Genomic DNA, 23,399 nt, shown 5'->3' on the forward strand with positions numbered 1-23,399 from the left:
GTGGCGCTGCGCTTACCTGACCTACGGATCGTGCCGTAGTCGTAGGGCGGGTAAGCGCACGCGCTACCCGCCGTTTTTCAGACTTACTTAGTAATACGACCCTGAGCATCTTTCAGTGCGGCATCGACAGTCTGACGACCGCTTGCAGCGTTGATAACCGCGGTACGGGTGGCGTACCAGAATGCGGCCATCTGTGGGATGTTCGGCATGATTTCGCCTTTCTGGGCGTTATCCATGGTGGACGCGATACGTGGGTCTTTCGCCAGCTGATCCTGGAAGGATTTCAGCGCAACGGCACCCAGCGGTTTGTCCTTGTTCACTTCATCCAGACCCTGATCGGTCAGCAGGTAGTTTTCCAGGAACTCTTTCGCCAGCTCTTTGTTCGGGCTGGCGGCGTTGATGCCTGCGCTCAGCACGCCAACGAACGGTTTAGACGGCTTGCCTTTGAAGGTTGGCAGCAGCGTCACGCCGTAATTGACTTTGCTCTTGTCGATGTTGGTCCAGGCCCACGGACCGTTGATGGTCATCGCGGTTTCGCCTTTGTTGAACGCCGCTTCCGCGATGGAGTAATCGGTATCCGCGTTCATGTGTTTGTTCTTGATCAGGTCGACCAGGAAGGTCAGGCCCGCTTTCGCGCCCGCGCTGTCGACGCCCACGTCTTTCACGTCGTATTTGCCGTTTTCAAACTTGAACGCGTAACCGCCGTCGGCAGCAATCAGCGGCCAAGTGAAGTACGGCTCTTGCAGGTTGAACATCAGGGCGGATTTACCTTTCGCCTTCAGCTCTTTATCCAGTTTCGGGATCTCTTCCCAGGTTTTCGGTGGGTTAGGGACCAGGTCTTTGTTGTAAATCAGAGACAGGGCTTCAACCGCGACAGGGTAAGCGATCAGCTTGCCGTTATAGCGAACGGCGTCCCAGGTGAACGGGAACAGTTTGTCCTGGAAAGCTTTGTCCGGGGTGACTTCAGCCAGCAGGCCAGACTGTGCGTAACCGCCAAAACGGTCATGCGCCCAGAAGATGATGTCCGGGCCGTCGCCGGTTGCCGCAACCTGCGGGAATTTCTCTTCCAGTTTGTCCGGGTGCTCTACGGTCACTTTGATGCCGGTGTCTTTCTCGAATTTTTTGCCCACTTCGGCCAGGCCGTTATAGCCCTTGTCGCCGTTAATCCAGATAACCAGCTTGCCTTCTTCAATTTTGGCGAGCGCCGGTGCGGAAATCATCATTGCTGCAAGGGCGGACAATGCGAAAACGCGTGCGCCAGTCTTGATATTCATATCTGCCATCCTTTTTGGTGATGTCTCGTGGTATGACTTCAGTGGTTCAACGTGACTCAGTCTCCTTATTTGACATCCTCTTTCCATCCTCCCAACCCCTACGCCCCACCCCCCGTTTGTGTGATCTCCGTTACATAAATTTAAGTTATGAGTGCTGGCGCACATAAAAACGCACTGAATTTTGCTGGCGGCTTCACGAATTTTGCCTCAGCCCGCCCACGCCGGTCGCAGAGCCTGCTCTCTCATCCTCCCGCCTCCTCCCCCATAAAAAAGCCGGGGGGTGGAGGATTCGTGAAAGTAATGGATCCCCCATAGTCACCTTATCTTGAATGTTTCTGTCGGTGACAGGTTGTAACGAAGGGAGAAGGGCATGGCGAGCGTACAGCTGCGTAATGTAACGAAAGCCTGGGGTGACGTTGTGGTGTCGAAAGACATCAATCTGGACATCCACGAAGGTGAATTCGTGGTATTTGTCGGCCCATCAGGCTGCGGTAAATCAACCCTGCTGCGTATGATTGCCGGTCTTGAATCCATCACCAGCGGCGACCTGCTGATCGGTGATACCCGAATGAATGACATCCCGCCTGCCGAACGTGGCGTAGGCATGGTGTTCCAGTCTTATGCACTCTATCCCCATCTTTCCGTCGCCGAGAACATGTCCTTTGGTTTGAAGCTGGCCGGCGCGAAGAAAGAGGTGATTAACCAGCGCGTGACGCAGGTGGCGGAAGTATTACAGCTGGCGCACCTGCTGGAGCGTAAACCGAAAGCGCTTTCCGGCGGTCAGCGTCAGCGTGTGGCGATTGGCCGTACCCTGGTCGCCGAGCCGCGCGTCTTCCTGCTCGACGAACCGCTTTCCAACCTGGATGCCGCCCTGCGCGTCCAGATGCGTATCGAAATCTCCCGTCTGCACAAGCGTCTTGGCCGCACGATGATTTACGTCACCCACGATCAGGTCGAAGCGATGACCCTCGCCGACAAAATCGTGGTGCTGGATGCCGGTCGCGTGGCGCAGGTGGGCAAACCGCTGGAGCTGTATCACTACCCGGCAGACCGCTTTGTTGCGGGCTTCATTGGCTCGCCAAAGATGAACTTCCTGCCCGTCAAAGTGACCGCGACAGCCATTGAACAGGTACAGGTGGAGCTGCCAAACCGCCAGCAGGTCTGGCTGCCGGTCGACAGCGCCAACGTACAGGTGGGGGCAAACATGTCCCTCGGTATTCGTCCTGAGCATTTACTGCCGAGCCACATTGCCGATGTGACGCTGGAAGGTGAGGTTCAGGTCGTCGAACAGCTTGGTCACGAAACACAGATTCATATCCAGATCCCCGCCATCCGTCAGAACCTGGTCTACCGCCAGAATGACGTGGTGTTGGTAGAAGAGGGTGCCACATTCGCTATCGGCTTGCCGCCAGAGCGCTGCCATCTGTTCCGTGAGGATGGCACCGCATGTCGTCGGTTGCACAAAGAGCCAGGCGTTTAAGCAATCCCAAAAGAAGACACGAAACCGACAGGTGAAGTGTTCAAAGAAAAGCAATGATCTCAGGAGATAGAATGATGATTACTCTGCGCAAACTTCCTCTGGCAGTTGCCGTCGCAGCGGGCGTAATGTCTGCTCAGGCACTGGCCGTGGATTTCCATGGTTATGCTCGTTCCGGTATCGGCTGGACGGGTAGTGGCGGCGAACAGCAGTGCTTCCAGGCAACCGGTGCCCAAAGTAAATACCGTCTGGGTAACGAATGTGAAACCTATGCGGAACTGAAGCTGGGCCAGGAAGTGTGGAAAGAAGGCGACAAGAGCTTCTACTTCGACACCAACGTAGCGTACTCCGTGGCGCAACAGAACGACTGGGAAGCTACCGACCCGGCGTTCCGTGAAGCCAACGTGCAGGGTAAAAACCTGATTGAGTGGCTGCCAGGTTCCACCATCTGGGCCGGTAAGCGCTTCTATCAGCGTCATGACGTTCACATGATCGACTTCTACTACTGGGATATTTCAGGTCCTGGTGCCGGTATCGAAAACGTCGATCTGGGCTTCGGTAAACTGTCTCTGGCAGCGACCCGTTCTCAGGAAGCGGGCGGCTCATACATCTTCACCAGCAACGATATCTATCATGACTTCAAAGACACCGCTAACGACGTCTTCGATGTGCGTTTAGCGCAGATGGAAATCAACCCGGGCGGCACGCTGGAGTTGGGTGTTGACTATGGCCGAGCTAACAAAACTGACGGTTACAGCTTCGCTGACGGCGCATCTAAAGATGGCTGGATGTTCACCGCTGAACATACCCAGAGCATGCTGAAAGGCTACAACAAGTTTGTTGTCCAGTACGCTACCGATGCAATGACCACTCAGGGCAAAGGTATTCCGCAGGGTTCCTTCACCGGCAACAACTATGACAAAGACGCTGAAATTGGTGTTGTAAATAACAAGATTAACAACAACGGTTCCCTGGTTCGTATTCTCGACCACGGTGCGATCTCTCTGGGTGACAGCTGGGATCTGATGTACGTCGGTATGTATCAGGATATCGATCGTGACGACAACAACGGTACGACCTGGTACACCGTGGGTGTGCGCCCAATGTATAAATGGACGCCAATCATGAGCACCTTGCTTGAAGTTGGCTACGACAACGTTAAGTCGCAGAAAACTGACGATACCAACAACCAGTACAAAATTACCCTTGCACAGCAATGGCAGGCCGGTAACAGCATCTGGTCCCGTCCAGCGATCCGTGTCTTCGCAACTTACGCGAAGTGGGATGAGAAATGGGGTTATGACAACGGCATTGCAAAAAGCGATACCAAAGCCACAACCTACAGCCGTGGTGACAACGATGAGTGGTCCTTCGGCGCCCAGATGGAAATCTGGTGGTAATCCCGTCTTAATCTGACGTAATGACCAAACTGAGGGGCGCAAGCCCCTCAATCCTTGGGACGGCGCGCTATTGCCTGGCTACCGCTGACCTGTGCATTTTGAGGTGATAACAATGAAAATGAACAAAACTCTCCTTGCCCTTTGTTTATCCGCAGGGTTGCTGGCGAGCGCGCCTGCTGTAACGCTCGCTAATGTGAATTTCGTTCCGCAAAACACAACATCCGCGCCGGCCATTCCGGCAGCTGCGTTGCAACAGCTGGTCTGGACGCCTGTCGATCAATCTAAAGCCCAAACGACCCAGCTCTCGACGGGTGGGCAACCGCTTAATGTTCCGGGTATTAGTGGTCCAGTGGTCGCGTACAGCGTGCCCGCTAACATTGGCGAACTGACGTTAACGCTCTCCAGTGAAGTCAATAAACAGACCAGCGTCTTTGCGCCGAACGTGCTGATTCTTGACCAGAACATGACGCCTTCTGCGTTCTTCCCGAGCGAATATTTTACCTATCAGGAACCGGGTGTCATGAGCGCCGATCGCCTGGAAGGGGTAATGCGCCTGACGCCTGCGCTGGGTCAGCAGAAAATTTATGTACTCGTCTTCACCACGGAAAAAGATTTGCAGCAAACCACCACGCTGCTTGATCCTGCGAAGGCCTATGCCAAAGGCGTAGGTAACGCCGCACCGGATATCCCGGATCCGATCGCCCGCCACACCACTGACGGCCTTGTGAAGCTGAAAGTGTCGACCAGCAGTGCGTCCAGCGTCCTGGTCGGCCCGCTGTTTGGCTCCTCCGGTACCGGCCCTGTCACCGTGGGCAACACCGCTGCGCCTGCCTATACCGCACCCGCTGCCACGGCAGCCGCACCGGTAGCGACCGCAGCGCCGGCCCCGGCGAAGAAAGCGGAGCCGGTACTGAACGACACCGAAGAATACTTCAACAATGCCATCAAGCAGGCGGTGAAGCGCGGCGATGTCGATAAAGCGCTGAAGCTGCTTGATGAAGCCGAACGTTTAGGTTCAACCACTGCCCGTTCCACCTTTATCAGCAGTGTAAAAGGCAAGGGGTAACCGTTTCCCCACAATGCTGATTTGTTAGTCGTTTGGTGCGCCTGAGTGGGCGCACTTTTTTTCGTCTCGGCCGGGCTGTTGCACTCTTGTTGCGATCGTGATCCTTAAATAACGTTTGGCCCCCCTCAATCCGCGTTTCTGCGATACAATGCCAGTACGTTATGTATCGGAGAGTCTGGCATGTCACACCCTGCGCTAACGCAACTGCGTGCGCTGCGCTATTTCGACCAAATACCTGCGCTTGATCCGCAGCAGCTGGACTGGCTGTTGCTGGAAGATTCCATGACAAAACGTTTTGAGCAGCAGGGAAAAACGGTCACGGTGACCCTGATTCAGGAAGGGTTTGTCTCTGGCGATGAGATCGCCAACGAGCTGCCGCTGCTGCCGCACGAGCCACGTTACTGGCTGCGTGAAATTTTACTCTGCGCTGACGGCGAGCCGTGGCTTGCCGGACGGACGGTGGTGCCCGAGTCCACTTTGTCCGGGCCCGAGCTGGCGCTGCAACGTCTGGGGAAAACGCCGCTGGGGCGTTACCTTTTCACCTCGTCTGAGCTTACCCGGGATTTTATTGAGATTGGTCGTGATGCTGAACTTTGGGGGCGTCGTTCCCGCCTTCGCCTGAGCGGTAAACCGTTAATTCTGACGGAACTTTTTTTACCGGCATCACCGTTGTACTAAGAGGAAGAAAAAATGGAGTGGAGCCTGACGCAGAATAAGCTGTTGGCGTATCACCGCTTAATGCGTACCGATAAACCGATTGGCGCGTTACTGCTGCTGTGGCCGACCTTATGGGCGCTGTGGGTCGCGACGCCGGGCGTGCCGCCGCTGTGGATCCTGGGCGTGTTTGTTGCTGGCGTCTGGCTGATGCGCGCAGCGGGCTGCGTGGTCAATGATTATGCCGATCGTAAATTCGACGGCCATGTAAAGCGGACTGCCGGTCGTCCGTTACCCAGCGGACAGGTGACCGGGAAAGAAGCCCGTGTGCTGTTTGCTGTTCTGGTGCTGCTCTCTTTCCTGCTGGTGTTAACCCTGAACACCATGACCATACTGCTTTCCGTTGCGGCGCTGGCACTGGCCTGGGTTTATCCGTTTATGAAGCGCTATACCCACCTGCCTCAGGTGGTGCTGGGCGCAGCGTTTGGCTGGTCGATTCCAATGGCGTTTGCGGCAGTTAGTGAGTCCTTACCGCTCAGCTGCTGGCTGATGTTCCTGGCGAACATACTTTGGGCCGTGGCTTACGACACGCAATACGCGATGGTTGACCGCGACGATGACCTGAAAATTGGCATCAAATCCACCGCCATCCTCTTTGGCCGTCAGGACAAGCTGATTATCGGGATTCTGCAGGTCGCCGTGCTGGCGCTGATGGTGGCGATTGGCCGCCTGAACGGGCTGAACTGGGCGTTTTACTGGTCGGTGCTGGTGGCGGGGCTGCTGTTTGCGTACCAGCAAAAGCTGATTGCGAAGCGCGAACGCGACGCCTGCTTCAAGGCGTTTATGAACAATAACTACGTCGGTCTGGTGCTGTTTTTAGGGCTGGCGATGAGCTACTTCTTATAAAAAAAGCCGGGTGGCGGCTTCGCCTTACCCGGCCTACGTTTTAGCAGGATATGTAGGCCCGGTAAGCGTCAGCGCCACCGGGCGTTTTTTTACCGGCGACGCAGCAGCCGCAGCGCGTTCGCCGTCACCAGCACCGTCGCGCCGGTATCCGCCAGCACCGCCAGCCACAGTCCGGTCATGCCGAGCAGGGTGGTCACCAGGAAAATCCCCTTCAGCCCCAGCGCGATGCCGATGTTCTGGCGGATGTTGGCACGCGTCGCCCGCGCAAGATCGATCATCTGCGCCAGTCCGGTCAGGCGGTTGTGGGTCAGCGCCGCGTCCGCCGTCTCTAGCGCCACGTCGGTGCCGCTGCCCATCGCAATGCCGATGGTGGACGCCTTCATCGCCGGGGCATCGTTAATACCGTCACCGACCATCGCCAGCGGGGCGTGCGCGTTCAGCTCCGTTACCGCGCTGACCTTATCCGCCGGCAGCAATCCGGCTTTAAACGCCAGCCCCAGCTCACCGGCAATCGCTGCCGCCGCGCGAGGGTTATCGCCGGTGAGAATCACGCCCTGCACGCCCAACTGATGCAGCGCCGCCACGGCCTCTTTTGCGTCATCGCGCAGGGTGTCGCGCAGCGCCAGCATCCCTTTTGCGACGCCGTCCTGCATAACGGTCACGACAGTTTGTCCGGTCTGTTCTAACGCCTCCACCTCTGGATGAGAAGACTTGCCCGCCGCGACAATCAGTACCTTTTTACCGTCAACGGTGGCCTCAATCCCGGAGCCTACCAGCGCCCGCTGAGCGGTTGCCGGTGGGATATTCAGCCCGCGCGACTGCGCTTCTCGCACAATCGCCAGCGCCAGCGGGTGAGTGGAACCCTGCTCAACGGCGGCGGCCAGGATCAGCAGTTCGTCTTCACTGATTTCCTGCGGATACACACCGGTGACCTGCGGCTTGCCGACGGTCAGCGTACCGGTTTTATCGAAGGCGATATGCTGCACCTGACTCAGCTGCTCCAGCGCCGCGCCGCCCTTAATCAGCGCCCCGCGACGTGCCGCAGCCGCCAGCCCGGAGGTAATGGCCGCCGGGGTGGAAATCACCAGCGCGCACGGGCAGCCGATCAGCAATAGCGTCAGCCCTTTATAAATCCACCCCTCCCACGGCGCGCCAAAGAACAGCGGTGGGACGACGGTGACCAGCAGGGCAACCAGCATAATGGCGGGCGTGTAGATGCGGCTGAAGCGGTCGATAAAGCGTTCGACCGGCGCGCGGCGCTCTTCGGCCTCTTCAATCAGCTTCAGGATGCGGTCGATGGCGCTGTCACCCGGCTCGGAAAGCACGGTGAGCTGCACCAGACGGTCGACGCTGGTGGCGCCAGCAGGCACTTTTTCACCTGCGGCACGTTCAACCGGAATGGACTCACCGGTCAGGGCACTTTCATCAAAGCTCGCGGTGGCGGTAAGCAGCGCGCCGTCGGCAGGCAGGCGTCCGCCTGCCGCAACTTCTATCACGTCGCCCGGACGCAGGGTCGTGATGGCGACCGTTTCACGCGTGCCGTTTACTACGCGCGTGGCGGTTTCCGGCTTCAGCGCCATCAGCGCGCTGACCCCTTTACGCGCCCGGCTCGCCGCCCAGCCCTCAAGACGTTCACCGATTAAGAACAGCAGCAATACCATCGCCGCTTCTGCCGTCGCGCCAATAAACAGCGCGCCGATGGCCGCCACGCTCATCAGCGTTTCAATGGCGAACCAGCTGCCGCTTTTCATCAGACGCAGCGCCTGACGGGCAATCGGGAACAGCCCGACCAGCGTGGTGGCGATGAACGCCAGGTTGCCGAACGGATGGTTGATCTGTTCCAGCCCCCAGCTCAGGGCCATCATGATGATCAGGGTAATGAGCGGCAGGTTTTCTTTCAGTGAAGAGGCTTTTTCCGCGGGCGCGGCTTCACTACGCAGGTTGTAACCCGCCTTGTTTACCGCGTCTTCAACCTGTTTGCTGACGTCGTTATCGGCGCTAACCAGCAGCTTTTCGGTGGCGAACAGCACCTGAACGTGGCTGACGCCCGGCACCTGTTTCACCGCATTTTCCACTTTGCGGGCGCAGGCGGCGCAGTCCATGCCGTTAACGACCCAGCTGTAGCGGTTGCCGCTTTCAGGAAGCGTTTGAGTTTGCGTTTCGCACGCGCCTTCGCAGCAGCAGTCGTCTTTCGACGGAACGGGACTGAGCTTAAGCGCCGAGAATTGAGGGACTTTTTTGGGTGTTTCTGGAGTCGACATGGCAGTCTCCGGCAATGATAATTTTCTCATTAACCGCAGCATACACTCTGGAGTCGACTCCAGAGTCAAGCGTTATTTAGATATACAGCGAACGCACAATCAGGAAGTGCCCGGCAAAGTAACAGGCGGCGGCAATCGCGTTATCCGCCCGGAAACGGCGGCGATAGTGGCTACCCAGCCACACGATATTCCCAAGCAGTAGCAGCGCGGCCCCGAAGAATGCGGACATTGCCGGAGCGGTCGGACGGAAGAACCACAGTTCACCTGCCAGCCATACCATCACCAGCGTCATGGCGATAAACGTGCAGATCGGCAACCGCATCTCTTCCAGACGCGACCAGATCACCGCGATCAGCAGGGCACCAATCACCAGCAGGACCAGCGGCAGCGGCCAGAAGAAAGAGAGCGTCATCTGGCTGGCGAAGTAGATGGTATACAGCAGATGTGACAGGAAAAATGCCCCTACGGCATACAGCAGGCGCTGGCGCGGCAGCAGGGTTAAGGCATCGCCAATCAGAGAGGCGCACAGCCCGGCGAGGACCAGATAGCTGACGGCATTAAACATCGGTGCTTGCCAGGCCAGCAGCAGGAGCAGCAACAGCGTGACGGGTTTAAACAGCCAGCGCTGCCAGGTGGGACCACGGTACGACGCATCGACATAAAGCCATGCGGAAAAACAGACAGCGATAAATGACCAAAGCATATTAACTCCCTGTATCTGTTAAGTCTGAATAATCAGTTTCTGATCCAGTGTAGTGACGCGGGCGGGCGTTTGGCAATGCCGGGGAAGGCAGGGTATCCTGAATTCCGCATAATCTGATGGGATAGTTGAATGAGCAAGATGCCGCTGTTTTTCATTATCGTGGTGGCGATTATCGTCATTGCCGCCTCGTTCCGCTTCGTGCAGCAGCGCCGCGAGAAGGCGGATAACGATGCCGCGCCGCTGATGCAAAAGCGCGTGGTGGTGACGAACAAACGCGAAAAGCCGCTCAATGACCGCCGCTCGCGCCAGCAGCAGGTGACGCCTGCGGGCACAACAATGCGTTATGAAGCGAGCTTTAAGCCGGAAACGGGCGGCCTGGAGATGACCTTCCGCCTGGAGGCGCAGCAGTACCATCAGCTGACGGTGGGGGAAAAAGGAACGCTGAGTTACAAAGGATCGCGATTTGAGGGGTTTGTTCCGGAGTTGTAACGCCGGTCGGCACTGCGTTTGCCCGGCCTACGTGGTTTCGTAGGCCCGGTAAGCGAAGCGCCACCTGGCGACTAAACGCACCTTACTTCTTCACCTGCGCCTTAAACTTCTTCATCCACACCAGCAGCTCAAACACGCCGAAAATAAACACGCGCAGCTGCTGCCAGCCCGTCATCTGCGGGCCATCTTTCGGCAGACCGTTTTTCAGCATCACCATCTGCAGGGCGTGCATGAACGAGGTGAAAATCAGCGCGACGTTAACAAAAATATTCATCGGGCGCGGGAACGGGTGCACCAGGTTGAGCAGCAAAAACGCCCAGACGCCCAGCATCAGCAAACGTCCCAGATTAATCAGTACCGGCATCGGATCCTCCTTGTGCCTGACGGTGATACAGACGATAAGCAACCTGACCTGCCACTTTTTCACGGTGCAGATCCCAGTGAGCGGGAACCGGCGGCAAACCGTTCTCCACTTCGCTTTCCACGTAAATCAATGCGTCATCCGCCAGCCAGCCGTTTTGCTCCAGCAGGGATAACGTCTCTTCCAGCAGCCCTTTGCGGAACGGCGGGTCGACAAACACCACGGTGTGCGGCGTGCCCTTTTGCGCGAGGAAGCTCAGCGTGTTGGTGTTAACCACTTTCGCGTTGCTCGCTTTCAGCGTCGCCAGATTTTGCTGCAGCGTCTGCGCCACGCCGCGCTCCATCTCCAGCAGCGTGGCGCTGGCAGCATAGCGCGACAGCGCTTCCAGCCCGAGCGCGCCGCTACCGGCGAAGCAGTCCAGGCAGCGGGCGTCTACCATTGACGGGGCCAGCCAGTTAAACAGCGTCTCGCGCACGCGGTCGGTAGTAGGGCGTAAACCGGGGCTGTCCGGCACCGGTAATTTCCGGCCTCGCCACTGACCGCCGATAATACGAATTTGACCGGCCGGGGCGCGGTTGGGTTTCTTCATCTCAGGAAAGCTCTGTTAACAATTGGCCTGCGATTGCGGGCGGTGATGTCAATTAAGTAAAGTGTTAGACTATTTCATCATTTTTTTAGCTTCCATGTATATAGCGCCGCGAGGAGTGTAGTCGCAGATGGCAAAACAAAAAAAACGTGGCTTCTTTTCCTGGCTGGGCTTCGGTGAAAAAGAGCAAGAAACAGAACAGAAAACCGAAGAGCAACAAGCCGTTGAAGAGCCATCGCAGCCTGAAACGCCAGTAGAAACCGCCGCGGTTGTCGATGCGGAAGAAACGGCGCACAGCAAAGAAGAGGTTGAAACCTTTGCTGAAGAGGTGGTTGAGGTCACTGAACAGGTTCAGGAGAGCGAGAAGCCAGAACCGGTTGTCGTAGAAGCCGCTATCGAAGCGCCACAGGCCGCTATCGAACACGAAGAGCTTCCGCTGCCGGAAGAGGTCAAAGACGAAGCGGTGTCTGCCGAAGAGTGGCAGGCCGAAGCGGAAACCGTTGAAATCGTTGAGGCGGTGGAAGAAGAAGCGGCGCTCGAGCCGGAGCTAACCGACGAAGAGCTGGAAGCCCAGGCGCTGGCGGCGGAAGCGGCTGAAGAAGCGGTCATCGTTGTGCCGGTAGAAGAGCAGGCCGAAGAAGAGACCGTTCAGGAGCAGGAAAAACCGACCAAAGAGGGTTTCTTCGCGCGCCTGAAGCGCAGCCTGCTTAAAACCAAAGAAAACTTAGGTTCCGGATTTATCAGTCTGTTCCGCGGCAAGAAGATCGACGACGATCTGTTTGAAGAGCTGGAAGAGCAGCTGCTGATTGCGGACGTTGGGGTGGAAACCACCCGTAAGATCATTGCCAATCTGACCGAAGGGGCGAGCCGCAAGCAATTGCGTGACGCCGAAGCGCTGTACGGCCTGCTGAAAGACGAGATGGGTGAAATTCTCGCAAAAGTTGACGAACCGCTTAATATTGAAGGCAAAACACCATTTGTTATTCTGATGGTCGGCGTGAACGGCGTGGGTAAAACCACCACCATCGGCAAGCTGGCGCGTCAGTTCGAGCAGCAGGGCAAATCGGTGATGCTGGCGGCGGGCGATACCTTCCGTGCGGCGGCGGTTGAGCAGCTGCAGGTCTGGGGCCAGCGCAACAACATCCCGGTGATTGCTCAGCATACCGGCGCGGATTCCGCATCCGTGATCTTTGACGCCATCCAGGCGGCGAAGGCGCGCAACGTGGACGTGCTGATTGCCGATACCGCAGGGCGTTTGCAGAACAAATCGCACCTGATGGAAGAGCTGAAGAAGATCGTTCGCGTCATGAAGAAGCTGGACGAAGACGCACCGCATGAAATTATGCTGACCATTGACGCCAGCACCGGACAGAACGCCATCAGCCAGGCGAAGCTGTTCCATGAAGCGGTAGGACTGACGGGGATCACGCTGACCAAACTGGACGGCACCGCGAAAGGCGGGGTGATCTTCTCCGTGGCCGACCAGTTCGGCATTCCTATCCGTTACATCGGTGTGGGCGAGCGTATTGAGGATTTACGTCCGTTTAAGGCGGACGACTTTATTGAGGCATTATTTGCCCGAGAGGACTAACAATGATTCGCTTTGAACACGTCAGCAAGGCCTATCTCGGTGGGAGACAAGCGCTGCAGGGGGTGACCTTTCACCTGCAGCCGGGCGAGATGGCATTCCTGACCGGCCATTCCGGCGCGGGGAAAAGTACCCTGCTCAAGCTTATCTGTGGGATCGAGCGGCCAAGCGCCGGAAAAATCTTTTTCAGCGGCCATGAGATCAGCCGTCTGAAAAACCGTGAGGTGCCGTTCCTGCGTCGTCAGATCGGCATGATTTTCCAGGATCACCACCTGCTGATGGATCGCACCGTTTTCGATAACGTGGCCATTCCGCTGATTATTGCCGGCGCCAGCTATGACGATATCCGCCGCCGCGTCTCTGCGGCGCTGGATAAGGTCGGGCTACTGGACAAAGCGAAGAACTTCCCGATCCAGCTCTCCGGCGGTGAACAGCAGCGCGTGGGTATCGCCCGCGCGGTGGTGAACAAGCCTGCGGTGCTGCTGGCGGATGAACCGACCGGTAACCTGGACGATGCCCTGTCAGAAGGGATTTTGCGTCTGTTTGAGGAGTTTAACCGCGTAGGGGTTACCGTATTGATGGCAACGCACGACATCGGGCTGATTTCCCGTCGTTCGTACCGCATGCTGACCCTGAGCGACGGGCATTTGCACGGAGGCCACGGTGAACAAGCGTGATGCAATAAACCAGATTCGGCAGTTCGGGAACCGGTTTGACCGTTTCCGTAAGCCGCAGGGCGGGGGTGACGGCAATCGTAATGCGCCGAAGCGCCAGAAGGCCGCGCCAAAACCGGCCTCCCGCAAAACCAACGTCTTTAACGAGCAGGTGCGCTACGCGTTCCACGGCGCGCTGCAGGACCTGAAAAGCAAACCGCTGGCGACGTTCCTGACGGTGATGGTAATCGCCATCTCCCTGACGCTGCCAAGCGTCTGCTACATGGTTTACAAGAACGTCAACCAGGCAGCGTCGCAGTATTATCCGTCTCCGCAGATCACGGTCTATCTGGATAAAGCGCTCGACGATAACGCGGCGGCGCAGGTGGTTGGGCAAATTCAGGCCGAGCAGGGCGTGGAGAAGGTCAACTATCTCTCACGTGAAGACGCGCTGGGCGAGTTCCGCAACTGGTCAGGCTTTGGCGGTGCGCTGGATATGCTTGAAGAGAACCCGCTGCCCGCCGTGGCGGTGGTGATCCCGAAGCTGGATTTCCAGGGGACCGATTCGCTTAACACCCTGCGCGATCGCATCACGCGCATTAAGGGCATTGATGAAGTGCGCATGGATGACAGCTGGTTTGCGCGTCTCGCTGCTCTGACCGGGCTGGTAGGCCGCGTCGCGGCGATGATTGGCGTGCTGATGGTGGCGGCGGTCTTCCTCGTCATCGGCAACAGCGTTCGTCTGAGCATCTTCGCTCGTCGCGATACCATCAACGTGCAGAAACTGATTGGTGCGACGGATGGCTTCATCCTCCGACCGTTCCTCTACGGTGGCGCACTGCTCGGTTTTTCCGGCGCATTTCTTTCACTGATATTGTCAGAAATTTTGGTGATGCGGCTTTCCTCTGCCGTGACTGAAGTGGCGCAGGTTTTCGGAACCAAGTTTGATATCAGCGGCTTAGGGTTCGATGAGTGCCTGTTACTGCTGCTGGTGTGTTCGATGATTGGGTGGGTGGCAGCGTGGCTGGCAACCGTTCAACATTTACGTCACTTTACTCCCGACTAATAAAAGCGTGATATAATCTTTCCCTGCACCGAGATGTTCGCTCTGCAGGGAAAGCGTCCCTGTTGTCTCTTCCCCTGTTATCATCTCCATGTCACATTTTGTGCGTAATTTATTCACCGTTGCACCTGGAACTTGTGGATAAAATCACTGTCTGATAAAAGAGTGAATGCTAATCTCGTTGCTCAAACGCTTTGGCATGGTTGTTGCCTGACGGGGACAGCCTGGACCAGAAGAAACACTGAGAGGAATGAATGACCAAAGAAATGCAAACTTTAGCTTTAGCCCCTGTTGGTAACCTGGAATCTTATATCCGGGCTGCGAACACCTGGCCGATGTTAACGGCCGAGGAAGAAAAGGAGCTTGCTGAAAAGCTGCATTACCAGGGCGATCTGGAAGCAGCGAAAAAGCTGATCCTGTCTCACCTGCGCTTTGTTGTTCACATTGCTCGTAATTATGCGGGCTATGGCCTGCCGCAGGCGGACTTGATTCAGGAAGGTAACATCGGCCTGATGAAGGCTGTGCGTCGCTTTAACCCGGAAGTGGGTGTGCGACTGGTCTCCTTCGCCGTCCACTGGATCAAAGCAGAAATTCATGAATACGTGCTGCGCAACTGGCGTATCGTGAAAGTCGCCACGACAAAAGCGCAACGCAAACTGTTCTTCAACCTGCGTAAAACCAAGCAGCGTCTGGGCTGGTTCAATCAGGATGAAGTGGAAATGGTCGCGCGCGAGCTGGGCGTATCCAGCAAAGACGTGCGTGAGATGGAATCCCGTATGGCCGCGCAGGACATGACCTTCGATATGTCCTCCGACGACGACGCATCTGACAGCCAGCCGATGGCACCGGTTCTGTATCTGCAGGATAAAACCTCTAACTTTGCTGACGGCATCGAAGAGGACAACTGGGAAGATCAGGCCGCGAACAAGCTGAGCTATGCGATGGAAGGCCTCGACGAACGTAGCCAGGATATCATCCGCGCCCGCTGGCTGGACGAAGACAACAAGTCCACGCTGCAGGAGCTGGCCGACCGCTACGGCGTCTCTGCGGAACGTGTCCGTCAGCTTGAAAAGAACGCCATGAAGAAACTTCGCGCCGCTATCGAAGCGTAATTAACGCGAAGTACACCGAGAACCCCTGGATGAGAGTCTGGGGGTTTTGTTTTTTTAGCGCCCGCTCTGGCGAATTCCCTCCCCCTGGCAAACACTTACTGATGCGCTAAGCAGGCGACTTTCTCAGGGGGACAGGGTGAAAAACAACGAACTGAACGACCGGCGGTTACAGGCGACGCCGCGCGGCATTGGCGTGATGTGTAACTTCTATGCCGATAAAGCCGAAAACGCCACGGTGTGGGACGTGGAAGGCAATGAGTACATCGACTTCGCCGCCGGGATCGCGGTGCTGAATACCGGCCATCGCCATCCTAAAGTCATTTCCGCCATCGAAAAACAACTCCACGCGTTTACCCACACGGCCTACCAGATTGTGCCGTATGAAGGCTACGTGGCGCTTGCCGAGCGCATCAACCAGCGCGTGCCGATTGACGGCCCGGCCAAAACCGCGTTCTTCTCGACGGGGGCTGAGGCGGTCGAAAACGCGGTGAAAATTGCCCGCGCCTTTACCAAACGCCCCGGCCTTATCACCTTCGGTGGCGCGTTCCACGGCCGCACCTTTATGACCATGGCGCTGACCGGCAAAGTTGCGCCGTACAAGCTCGGCTTTGGACCTTTCCCCGGCTCGGTGTATCACGCCCAGTATCCGAATGAACTGCACGGCGTCAGCACGGCGGAAGCGTTGAAAAGCCTGGAACGCATCTTTAAAGCGGATATTGCCCCTGACCAGGTCGCGGCGATTATTCTCGAACCGGTTCAGGGAGAGGGCGGTTTCAACATCGCCCCGGCTGATTTTATGCAGGCGCTGCGCGCCCTGTGCGATACCCACGGCATTTTGCTGATTGCCGACGAGGTGCAAAGCGGTTTCGCCCGCACCGGCAAGCTGTTCTCGATGGAACATCACTGCGTGAAGCCCGATCTGATCACTATGGCGAAAAGCCTGGCGGGCGGGATGCCGCTCTCGGCGGTGTCGGGCCGTGCTGAAGTGATGGATGCCCCCGCGCCGGGTGGGCTGGGCGGTACCTACGCGGGTAACCCGCTGGCGATTGCGGCGGCGCACGCCGTGCTGGACGTGATTGACGAAGAGGATCTCTGCACGCGATCGGCGCATCTTGGCCATCACCTGGTGGAAGTGTTGAACAAGGCGAAGGAACATTGCCCGTATATCGCGGATATTCGCGCGCAGGGCTCGATGGTGGCGGTGGAGTTTAACGATCCGCAAACGGGTCAGCCTTCGCCGGAATTTACCCGCCAGGTGCAGGAGCGGGCATTGCAAGAAGGTCTGCTGCTTCTGAGCTGCGGCGTCTACGGCAACGTCATTCGTTTCCTCTATCCTCTGACGATTCCCGAAGTGCAGTTCCGTAAAGCGCTGGACATTATCTCCGCGTCGCTGACACGTTAAAGCCACATGCCCGGCGGAACTCTTTGCCGGGCTTATCATATATTCATTTCAAATTTGCTATTCCAAAATCATAAAAATGGGGTATGTTTTAGCAGAGTATGCTGAAAAAGCGCGAACAGCACACCTATAACTGAAATAAAGCGCTGCACAACAACATCACAACAATCGTAATAACCATAATAATGGGGAATCTCAGGATGAACATGAAGGGTAAAGCGTTACTGGCAGGATGTATCGCGTTGGCATTCAGCACCATGGCGCAGGCAGACATCAAAGTGGCTGTGGTTGGCGCCATGTCCGGTCCGGTAGCGCAGTACGGCGACCAGGAGTTTACTGGCGCAGAACAGGCGGTTGCAGACATTAACACTAAGGGCGGTATCAAGGGCGAAAAACTGCAGATCGTAAAATATGATGATGCCTGTGACCCGAAACAAGCGGTCGCGGTCGCGAACAAAGTGGTGAACGACGGGATCAAATACGTTATCGGTCACCTGTGCTCTTCCTCTACCCAGCCGGCGTCTGACATCTACGAAGACGAAGGTATTCTGATGATCACCCCGGCGGCGACCGCACCAGAGCTGACCGCACGCGGTTACAAGCTGACCCTGCGCACCACCGGTCTGGACTCTGACCAGGGCCCAACCGCGGCGAAATACATCGTTGAAAAAGTGAAGCCGAAACGCATTGCCATTGTTCATGACAAGCAGCAGTACGGTGAAGGTCTGGCGCGTTCAGTGCAGGACAACCTTAAGAAAGCCAATGCCGACGTGGTGTTCTTCGACGGGATCACCGCCGGTGAGAAAGACTTCTCCACGCTGGTTGCGCGTCTGAAGAAAGAGAATATCGACTTTGTTTACTACGGCGGCTACCACCCGGAAATGGGCCAGATCCTGCGCCAGGCGCGCGCGGCCGGTCTGAAAACCCAGTTCATGGGCCCGGAAGGGGTGGCGAACGTTTCTCTGTCTAACATCGCGGGTGAATCCGCCGAAGGCCTGCTGGTGACCAAACCGAAGAACTACGACCAGGTCCCTGCGAACAAACCTATCGTAGATGCCATCAAGGCGAAGAAACAGGATCCAAGCGGCGCGTTCGTCTGGACCACCTACGCGGCGCTGCAGTCGCTGCAGGCGGGCCTGAACCAGTCAGCCGATCCGGCTGAGATTGCCACCTGGCTGAAAGCGAACACCGTCGAAACCGTTATGGGGCCTCTCTCCTGGGACACGAAAGGCGACCTGAAGGGCTTCGAGTTCGGCGTGTTTGACTGGCATGCGAACGGCACGGCGACAGACGCCAAATAATTTTCCCGTCGCCTTTCGCGCCGCAGGTGCGTTGGCTGCGTTATTCAACCCCGGTCACTTACTTATGTAAGCTCCCGGGGATTTCATAACTTGCCGCCTTCCTGCAACACGAAATGCTTGGGAAAATGCGGTAGAAATTGTAGGCCGGGCAAGGCGCAGCCGCCACCCGGCTTTCTTTTAGCGCTTCTCCCACCCGCTCTCCTGCGCCGTAAACCCTAACGCCTGCATAAACGCCGCCATCACGCCGCGGTCTTCCACGCCCACGTCGGCCATCCACCATGATGTCACGCCCGGGTTTTCGCGGAGCACTTCTTCAATTAAATACTGCCCCACGCCGCGACGGCGGGTCACGTCACGCACGCGCAGCGAGTCCAGCGCCCCTTCCGTGCCGCTCAGCGTTACGCGAACGGCGGCCAGAAGACGCTCGTTAAAGCGCGCGGCATAGATACGGTGATTTTCGTCGACGGCCAGCGACGAAGGGGAATATTCCGGCCAGATCTTGCCCAGGTCGATATGATCCTGGTCGCTAAAGGTCACCAGACGCACGATAGTCAGTTTCATTAGCTGCTTGTCCAAATCAAATTGAGTAGAGGCAGTGTACTCAATTTATTCGCTCAGCGGCTTCCTCTTTTTATCGCCGTTTGCCAGGTGATTAGTTTTTTGGCAACGCGTTGGGCAGTTTGAAAACACATGGATCGAAAAATAAGCAGGATTTTAACCTGAATGGCAGTGATTTATTCGGCGCTTTGTACCGTTATTTTATGCTGCAAACTGCACTTTTATTTGTTTATCTCTGCCTGATTTCAGAATATTATCTTTGCTTAATCGCCTGAAAAATAGAGATTTTAGTCTGGTTTTTGACAAAAACCTGCGCTAAACCATTAAAGGCACTGGTAAAAATAGCGTTGTTCATTAAAAGTACAGAATGCTTTTTAACCATAATAAAACAAAATATAAACACGACATCACGAATGGGGATTCAGAGATGAAAAGGAACGCGAAGACGTTAATCGCGGGGATGGTCGCACTGTCGATCTCGCATGCCGCCATGGCGGAAGACATAAAAGTTGCGGTAGTGGGGGCGATGTCCGGCCCTGTTGCCCAGTGGGGTGACATGGAGTTCAACGGTGCGCGCCAGGCCATCAAAGACATCAACGCTAAGGGCGGCATCAAGGGCGACAAGCTGGTGGGCGTGGAGTATGACGACGCCTGCGATCCGAAACAGGCCGTCGCGGTCGCCAACAAAATCGTCAACGATGGCATCCAGTATGTGATCGGCCACCTGTGCTCATCGTCCACCCAGCCGGCGTCTGACATCTACGAAGATGAAGGCATTCTGATGATCACCCCTGGCGCCACTAACCCTGAGCTGACCCAGCGCGGCTACCAGCACATCATGCGCACCGCCGGTCTGGACTCCTCTCAGGGGCCTACCGCCGCCAAATACATCCTTGAAACCGTCAAGCCGCAGCGTATCGCCATTATTCATGACAAGCAGCAGTACGGCGAAGGCCTGGCGCGCTCCGTTCAGGACGGCCTGAAAAAAGGCGGCGCGAACATCGTCTTCTTCGACGGCATTACCGCCGGTGAGAAAGACTTCTCCGCGCTGATCGCCCGTCTGCAAAAAGAGAATATCGACTTTGTTTACTACGGCGGCTACTACCCGGAGATGGGGCAGATGCTGCGTCAGGCGCGCGCCACCGGTCTGAAAACTCAGTTTATGGGGCCAGAGGGCGTGGGCAATGCCTCCCTGTCCAACATCGCCGGGGATTCTGCCGAAGGCATGCTGGTGACGATGCCAAAACGATATGACCAGGATCCGGCCAACAAGGCTATCGTGGATGCGCTCAAGGCGCAGAAGAAAGATCCGAGTGGTCCGTACGTCTGGATCACCTATGCCGCCGTACAGTCTCTGGCCACCGCGCTGGATCGTACCGGCAGCAAAGAACCGCTGGATCTGGTGAAAGATTTAAAAGCACACGGGGCGAACACCGTGATTGGGCCGCTGAACTGGGATGAGAAAGGCGATCTGAAGGGATTTGAGTTTGGTGTCTTTAAGTGGCACGCCGACGGTTCGTCTTCGGCCGCCAAATAATTATCCCACCGCCCGGCATGACGGGCGGGTATAAAAAGGTTTGCATATGTCCGAGCAGTTTCTCTATTTCCTGCAGCAGATGTTTAACGGCGTCACGCTGGGAAGCACCTACGCGCTGATCGCCATCGGCTATACGATGGTTTACGGCATTATCGGCATGATCAACTTCGCCCACGGCGAGGTCTACATGATCGGTAGCTATGTCTCCTTTATGATTATCGCCGCCCTGATGATGATGGGCATCGACAGCAGCTGGCTGCTGGTCGCCGCCGGGTTTGTCGGCGCGATTGTGATTGCCAGCGCCTACGGCTGGAGCATCGAGCGCGTGGCCTATCGGCCGGTGCGCAGCTCCAAGCGTCTGATTGCACTGATTTCCGCCATCGGGATGTCGATCTTCCTGCAAAACTACGTCAGCCTGACCGAAGGCTCGCGCGACGTGGCGCTGCCAAGCCTGTTTAACGGCCAGTGGATTGTGGGAGCCAGCGAAAACTTCGCGGCCTCTATCACCACCATGCAGCTGGTTATCTGGGTCGTGACCTTTATTGCGATGCTGGCCCTGACGCTGTTCATCCGCTACTCGCGGATGGGACGCGCCTGCCGCGCCTGCGCAGAAGACCTGAAGATGGCGAGCCTGCTCGGCATCAACACCGACCGCGTGATTGCCCTGACCTTCGTGATTGGCGCCGCGATGGCTGCCGTCGCAGGCGTGCTGCTCGGCCAGTTCTACGGCGTGATCAACCCGTACATCGGCTTTATGGCCGGGATGAAAGCTTTTACCGCGGCGGTGCTGGGCGGTATCGGCAGTATTCCGGGCGCGATGATTGGCGGCCTGATCCTGGGCGTGGCGGAAGCGCTCTCTTCGGCGTACCTGAGCACGGAATATAAAGACGTGGTGTCGTTTGCCCTGCTGATTCTGGTTCTGCTGGTCATGCCTACCGGTATTCTGGGCCGTCCGGAGGTAGAGAAAGTATGAAACCGATGCATTTTGCAATGGCGCTGCTCTCTGCCGCCATGTTCTTCGTGCTGGCAGGCGTCTTTATGGGCGTCCAGCTTGAGCTGAATGGCACCAAACTGGTGGTGGATACCGCCCCCGACATCCGCTGGCAGTGGGTGTTTATCGGTACCGCCGTGGTGTTCCTGTTCCAGCTGCTGCGTCCGCTGTTCCAGAAGTCGCTGAAAAACGTCTCCGGGCCGAAATTCGTCCTGCCGGCCATCGACGGGTCTACCGTTAAGCAGAAGCTGTTCCTCGTGGCGCTGCTGGTGGCTGCCGTGGCGTGGCCGTTCGTGGTGTCTCGTGGAACCGTGGATATCGCTACCCTGACCATGATCTACGTGATCCTCGGTCTCGGTCTGAACGTGGTGGTGGGGCTCTCAGGTCTGCTGGTGCTGGGCTACGGCGGCTTCTACGCCATCGGTGCCTACACCTTCGCGCTGCTGAACCACTATTACGGGCTCGGCTTCTGGACCTGCCTGCCGCTGGCAGGGCTGGTCTCTGCCGCCGCAGGCTTCCTGCTCGGTTTCCCGGTGCTGCGCCTGCGCGGTGACTACCTGGCGATTGTGACCTTAGGCTTCGGTGAAATCGTCCGTATCCTGCTGCTGAATAACACCGAAGTGACCGGCGGCCCGAACGGCATCAGCCAGATCCCGAAACCGACCTTCTTCGGCCTGGAGTTCAGCCGCACCGCCCGCGAAGGCGGCTGGGACACCTTCAGTAACTTCTTCGGCGTGAAGTATGACCCGTCCGATCGCGTCATCTGGCTCTATCTGGTGGCGCTGCTGCTGGTGGTCATCACCCTGTTCGTGATTAACCGCCTGCTGCGCATGCCGCTGGGCCGCGCGTGGGAAGCGCTGCGCGAAGATGAGATCGCCTGCCGCTCCCTGGGCCTGAACCCGACCCGCATCAAGCTGACCGCGTTCACCATCAGCGCCGCGTTTGCCGGTTTTGCCGGGACGCTGTTTGCCGCGCGTCAGGGCTTCGTCAGCCCGGAATCGTTCACCTTTGCCGAATCCGCCTTTGTGCTGGCGATTGTGGTGCTGGGCGGGATGGGCTCGCAGTTCGCCGTTATCCTGGCGGCCATCCTGCTGGTGGTCTCGCGCGAGCTGATGCGCGACTTTAACGAATACAGCATGTTAATGCTGGGTGGTTTGATGGTGCTGATGATGATCTGGCGTCCGCAGGGCTTGCTGCCGATGACCCGTCCACAGCTGAAGCTGAAGAACGGGCAAGCGAAAGGAGAGCAGGCATGAGTCAGCCATTATTATCCGTTAACGGTCTGATGATGCGTTTTGGCGGCCTGCTGGCGGTCAACAACGTGAATCTGGATTTGCACAAGAAAGAGATTGTCTCCCTGATTGGCCCGAACGGCGCGGGGAAAACCACGGTCTTTAACTGCCTGACCGGCTTCTACAAGCCGACGGGCGGCACCATCATGCTGCGCGATCAGCATCTTGAAGGGCTGCCGGGCCAGCAGATTGCCCGCATGGGCGTAGTGCGTACCTTCCAGCACGTGCGTCTGTTCCGCGAGATGACGGTGATTGAGAACCTGCTGGTGGCGCAGCATCAGCAGCTGAAAACCGGGCTGTTCTCCGGCCTGCTGAAAACCCCGGCCTTCCGCCGCGCCCAGGATGAAGCGCTCGATCGCGCCGCCACCTGGCTCGACCGCATTGGCCTGCTGCAGCACGCCAACCGTCAGGCGAGCAACCTGGCCTACGGCGACCAGCGTCGCCTGGAAATTGTGCGCTGCATGGTGACGCAGCCGGAAATCCTCATGCTCGACGAACCGGCGGCGGGCCTCAACCCGAAAGAGACCAAAGAGCTGGACGAGCTGATTGCCGAACTGCGCGATCACCACGACACCACCATTCTGCTGATTGAGCACGACATGAAGCTGGTGATGGGCATTTCCGACCGTATCTACGTGGTTAACCAGGGTACGCCGCTGGCAAACGGCACGCCGGAAGAGATCCGCAACAACCCGGACGTGATCCGCGCATACCTGGGTGAGGCATAA

22 protein-coding genes are annotated in these 23,399 nt (G+C 57.2%); 16 read left to right on the forward strand and 6 right to left on the reverse strand.

Annotated elements, in window-relative coordinates; all coding sequences use genetic code 11:
- Positions 1-83 precede the first annotated feature (83 nt).
- On the reverse strand, positions 84-1,274 hold the full coding sequence (malE, locus tag ACOTXI_RS18740) for a maltose/maltodextrin ABC transporter substrate-binding protein MalE (RefSeq protein ID WP_058653797.1): 1,191 nt from the start codon (positions 1,272-1,274) through the stop codon (positions 84-86).
- Between the two features lie 370 nt (positions 1,275-1,644).
- Here malE and malK point away from each other — a divergent pair, with 370 nt between their 5' ends.
- The 5 genes from malK (at position 1,645) to ubiA (ending at position 6,777) form a co-directional block, all read left to right on the forward strand.
- Complete coding sequence (malK, locus tag ACOTXI_RS18745; protein WP_058653798.1) at positions 1,645-2,754, forward strand: maltose/maltodextrin ABC transporter ATP-binding protein MalK; 1,110 nt, start codon at positions 1,645-1,647, stop codon at positions 2,752-2,754.
- Positions 2,755-2,825: 71 nt separating this feature from the next.
- The gene (locus ACOTXI_RS18750) at positions 2,826-4,151 is read left to right on the forward strand and encodes a maltoporin (protein WP_008500081.1); all 1,326 of its coding nucleotides are present in this window, start codon (positions 2,826-2,828) and stop codon (positions 4,149-4,151) included.
- A 112-nt stretch (positions 4,152-4,263) separates the two neighbouring features.
- A complete protein-coding gene (gene malM / locus ACOTXI_RS18755; RefSeq protein ID WP_008500082.1) occupies positions 4,264-5,217 on the forward strand; it encodes a maltose operon protein MalM in 954 nt (317 codons plus the stop codon).
- A 180-nt stretch (positions 5,218-5,397) separates the two neighbouring features.
- Entirely contained in the window at positions 5,398-5,895 is a 498-nt protein-coding gene (gene ubiC / locus ACOTXI_RS18760) for a chorismate lyase (protein ID WP_021242729.1), read from the forward strand.
- Positions 5,896-5,907: 12 nt separating this feature from the next.
- Positions 5,908-6,777 carry a 4-hydroxybenzoate octaprenyltransferase gene (gene ubiA, locus ACOTXI_RS18765; protein ID WP_023293539.1) on the forward strand — a complete coding sequence of 290 codons (870 nt, stop codon included), beginning with the start codon at positions 5,908-5,910 and terminating at the stop codon, positions 6,775-6,777.
- Positions 6,778-6,866: 89 nt separating this feature from the next.
- Here the strand turns inward: ubiA and zntA are convergent, their stop codons facing one another.
- Together zntA and ACOTXI_RS18775 are read right to left on the reverse strand one after the other, a co-directional pair.
- Positions 6,867-9,038, reverse strand: coding sequence for a Zn(II)/Cd(II)/Pb(II) translocating P-type ATPase ZntA (zntA, locus tag ACOTXI_RS18770; protein WP_058653799.1), 2,172 nt, complete (start codon positions 9,036-9,038; stop codon positions 6,867-6,869).
- A 76-nt stretch (positions 9,039-9,114) separates the two neighbouring features.
- The gene (locus tag ACOTXI_RS18775) at positions 9,115-9,741 is read right to left on the reverse strand and encodes a lysoplasmalogenase (RefSeq protein ID WP_058653800.1); all 627 of its coding nucleotides are present in this window, start codon (positions 9,739-9,741) and stop codon (positions 9,115-9,117) included.
- A gap of 129 nt (positions 9,742-9,870) precedes the next feature.
- Between ACOTXI_RS18775 and ACOTXI_RS18780 the strand changes: the two genes are divergently transcribed.
- A complete protein-coding gene (locus ACOTXI_RS18780) occupies positions 9,871-10,230 on the forward strand; it encodes a DUF2500 domain-containing protein (RefSeq protein ID WP_008500087.1) in 360 nt (119 codons plus the stop codon).
- A gap of 82 nt (positions 10,231-10,312) precedes the next feature.
- Here ACOTXI_RS18780 and ACOTXI_RS18785 read toward each other — a convergent pair whose 3' ends face one another.
- Together ACOTXI_RS18785 and rsmD are read right to left on the reverse strand one after the other, a co-directional pair.
- The gene (locus ACOTXI_RS18785; protein WP_008500088.1) at positions 10,313-10,594 is read right to left on the reverse strand and encodes a DUF1145 family protein; all 282 of its coding nucleotides are present in this window, start codon (positions 10,592-10,594) and stop codon (positions 10,313-10,315) included.
- On the reverse strand, positions 10,578-11,180 hold the full coding sequence (rsmD, locus tag ACOTXI_RS18790) for a 16S rRNA (guanine(966)-N(2))-methyltransferase (protein WP_008500089.1): 603 nt from the start codon (positions 11,178-11,180) through the stop codon (positions 10,578-10,580). Before rsmD ends, ACOTXI_RS18785 begins: the two co-directional genes overlap by 17 nt.
- Positions 11,181-11,307: 127 nt before the next feature.
- On the opposite strand from rsmD, the gene ftsY reads away from it, so the two are divergent.
- The 6 genes from ftsY (at position 11,308) to livJ (ending at position 18,293) form a co-directional block, all read left to right on the forward strand.
- Positions 11,308-12,768, forward strand: a complete 1,461-nt coding sequence (ftsY, locus tag ACOTXI_RS18795) for a signal recognition particle-docking protein FtsY (protein ID WP_046092572.1) — start codon at positions 11,308-11,310, stop codon at positions 12,766-12,768.
- Between the two features lie 2 nt (positions 12,769-12,770).
- Complete coding sequence (ftsE, locus tag ACOTXI_RS18800; RefSeq protein ID WP_008500091.1) at positions 12,771-13,442, forward strand: cell division ATP-binding protein FtsE; 672 nt, start codon at positions 12,771-12,773, stop codon at positions 13,440-13,442.
- On the forward strand, positions 13,429-14,484 hold the full coding sequence (ftsX, locus tag ACOTXI_RS18805; protein ID WP_023326488.1) for a permease-like cell division protein FtsX: 1,056 nt from the start codon (positions 13,429-13,431) through the stop codon (positions 14,482-14,484). The genes ftsE and ftsX overlap by 14 nt, the downstream gene beginning before the upstream one ends.
- Before the next feature lie 251 nt (positions 14,485-14,735).
- The gene (gene rpoH, locus ACOTXI_RS18810) at positions 14,736-15,593 is read left to right on the forward strand and encodes an RNA polymerase sigma factor RpoH (RefSeq protein WP_008500093.1); all 858 of its coding nucleotides are present in this window, start codon (positions 14,736-14,738) and stop codon (positions 15,591-15,593) included.
- A gap of 136 nt (positions 15,594-15,729) precedes the next feature.
- A complete protein-coding gene (locus ACOTXI_RS18815) occupies positions 15,730-16,995 on the forward strand; it encodes a 4-aminobutyrate--2-oxoglutarate transaminase (RefSeq protein ID WP_008500095.1) in 1,266 nt (421 codons plus the stop codon).
- Positions 16,996-17,192: 197 nt separating this feature from the next.
- Positions 17,193-18,293, forward strand: a complete 1,101-nt coding sequence (gene livJ, locus ACOTXI_RS18820) for a branched chain amino acid ABC transporter substrate-binding protein LivJ (RefSeq protein WP_072205821.1) — start codon at positions 17,193-17,195, stop codon at positions 18,291-18,293.
- Between the two features lie 177 nt (positions 18,294-18,470).
- Here livJ and panM read toward each other — a convergent pair whose 3' ends face one another.
- Entirely contained in the window at positions 18,471-18,854 is a 384-nt protein-coding gene (gene panM, locus ACOTXI_RS18825; RefSeq protein WP_008500097.1) for an aspartate 1-decarboxylase autocleavage activator PanM, read from the reverse strand.
- Positions 18,855-19,278: 424 nt separating this feature from the next.
- On the opposite strand from panM, the gene livK reads away from it, so the two are divergent.
- The 4 genes from livK to livG are packed head-to-tail and all read left to right on the forward strand — an operon-like array spanning position 19,279 to position 23,399.
- Entirely contained in the window at positions 19,279-20,388 is a 1,110-nt protein-coding gene (gene livK, locus ACOTXI_RS18830) for a high-affinity branched-chain amino acid ABC transporter substrate-binding protein LivK (RefSeq protein ID WP_008500098.1), read from the forward strand.
- 46 nt (positions 20,389-20,434) lie between these two features.
- Positions 20,435-21,361 carry a high-affinity branched-chain amino acid ABC transporter permease LivH gene (gene livH / locus ACOTXI_RS18835; RefSeq protein WP_008500099.1) on the forward strand — a complete coding sequence of 309 codons (927 nt, stop codon included), beginning with the start codon at positions 20,435-20,437 and terminating at the stop codon, positions 21,359-21,361.
- Positions 21,358-22,635: a branched chain amino acid ABC transporter permease LivM gene (gene livM, locus ACOTXI_RS18840; RefSeq protein ID WP_008500100.1), complete on the forward strand. Its 1,278-nt coding sequence runs from the start codon at positions 21,358-21,360 to the stop codon at positions 22,633-22,635. The genes livH and livM overlap by 4 nt, the downstream gene beginning before the upstream one ends.
- Entirely contained in the window at positions 22,632-23,399 is a 768-nt protein-coding gene (livG, locus tag ACOTXI_RS18845; RefSeq protein ID WP_008500101.1) for a high-affinity branched-chain amino acid ABC transporter ATP-binding protein LivG, read from the forward strand. The genes livM and livG overlap by 4 nt, the downstream gene beginning before the upstream one ends.

The sequence above is a fragment of the Enterobacter cloacae complex sp. BZL2005 genome (genome assembly GCF_049238885.1).
Lineage (GTDB): Bacteria > Pseudomonadota > Gammaproteobacteria > Enterobacterales > Enterobacteriaceae > Enterobacter > Enterobacter roggenkampii.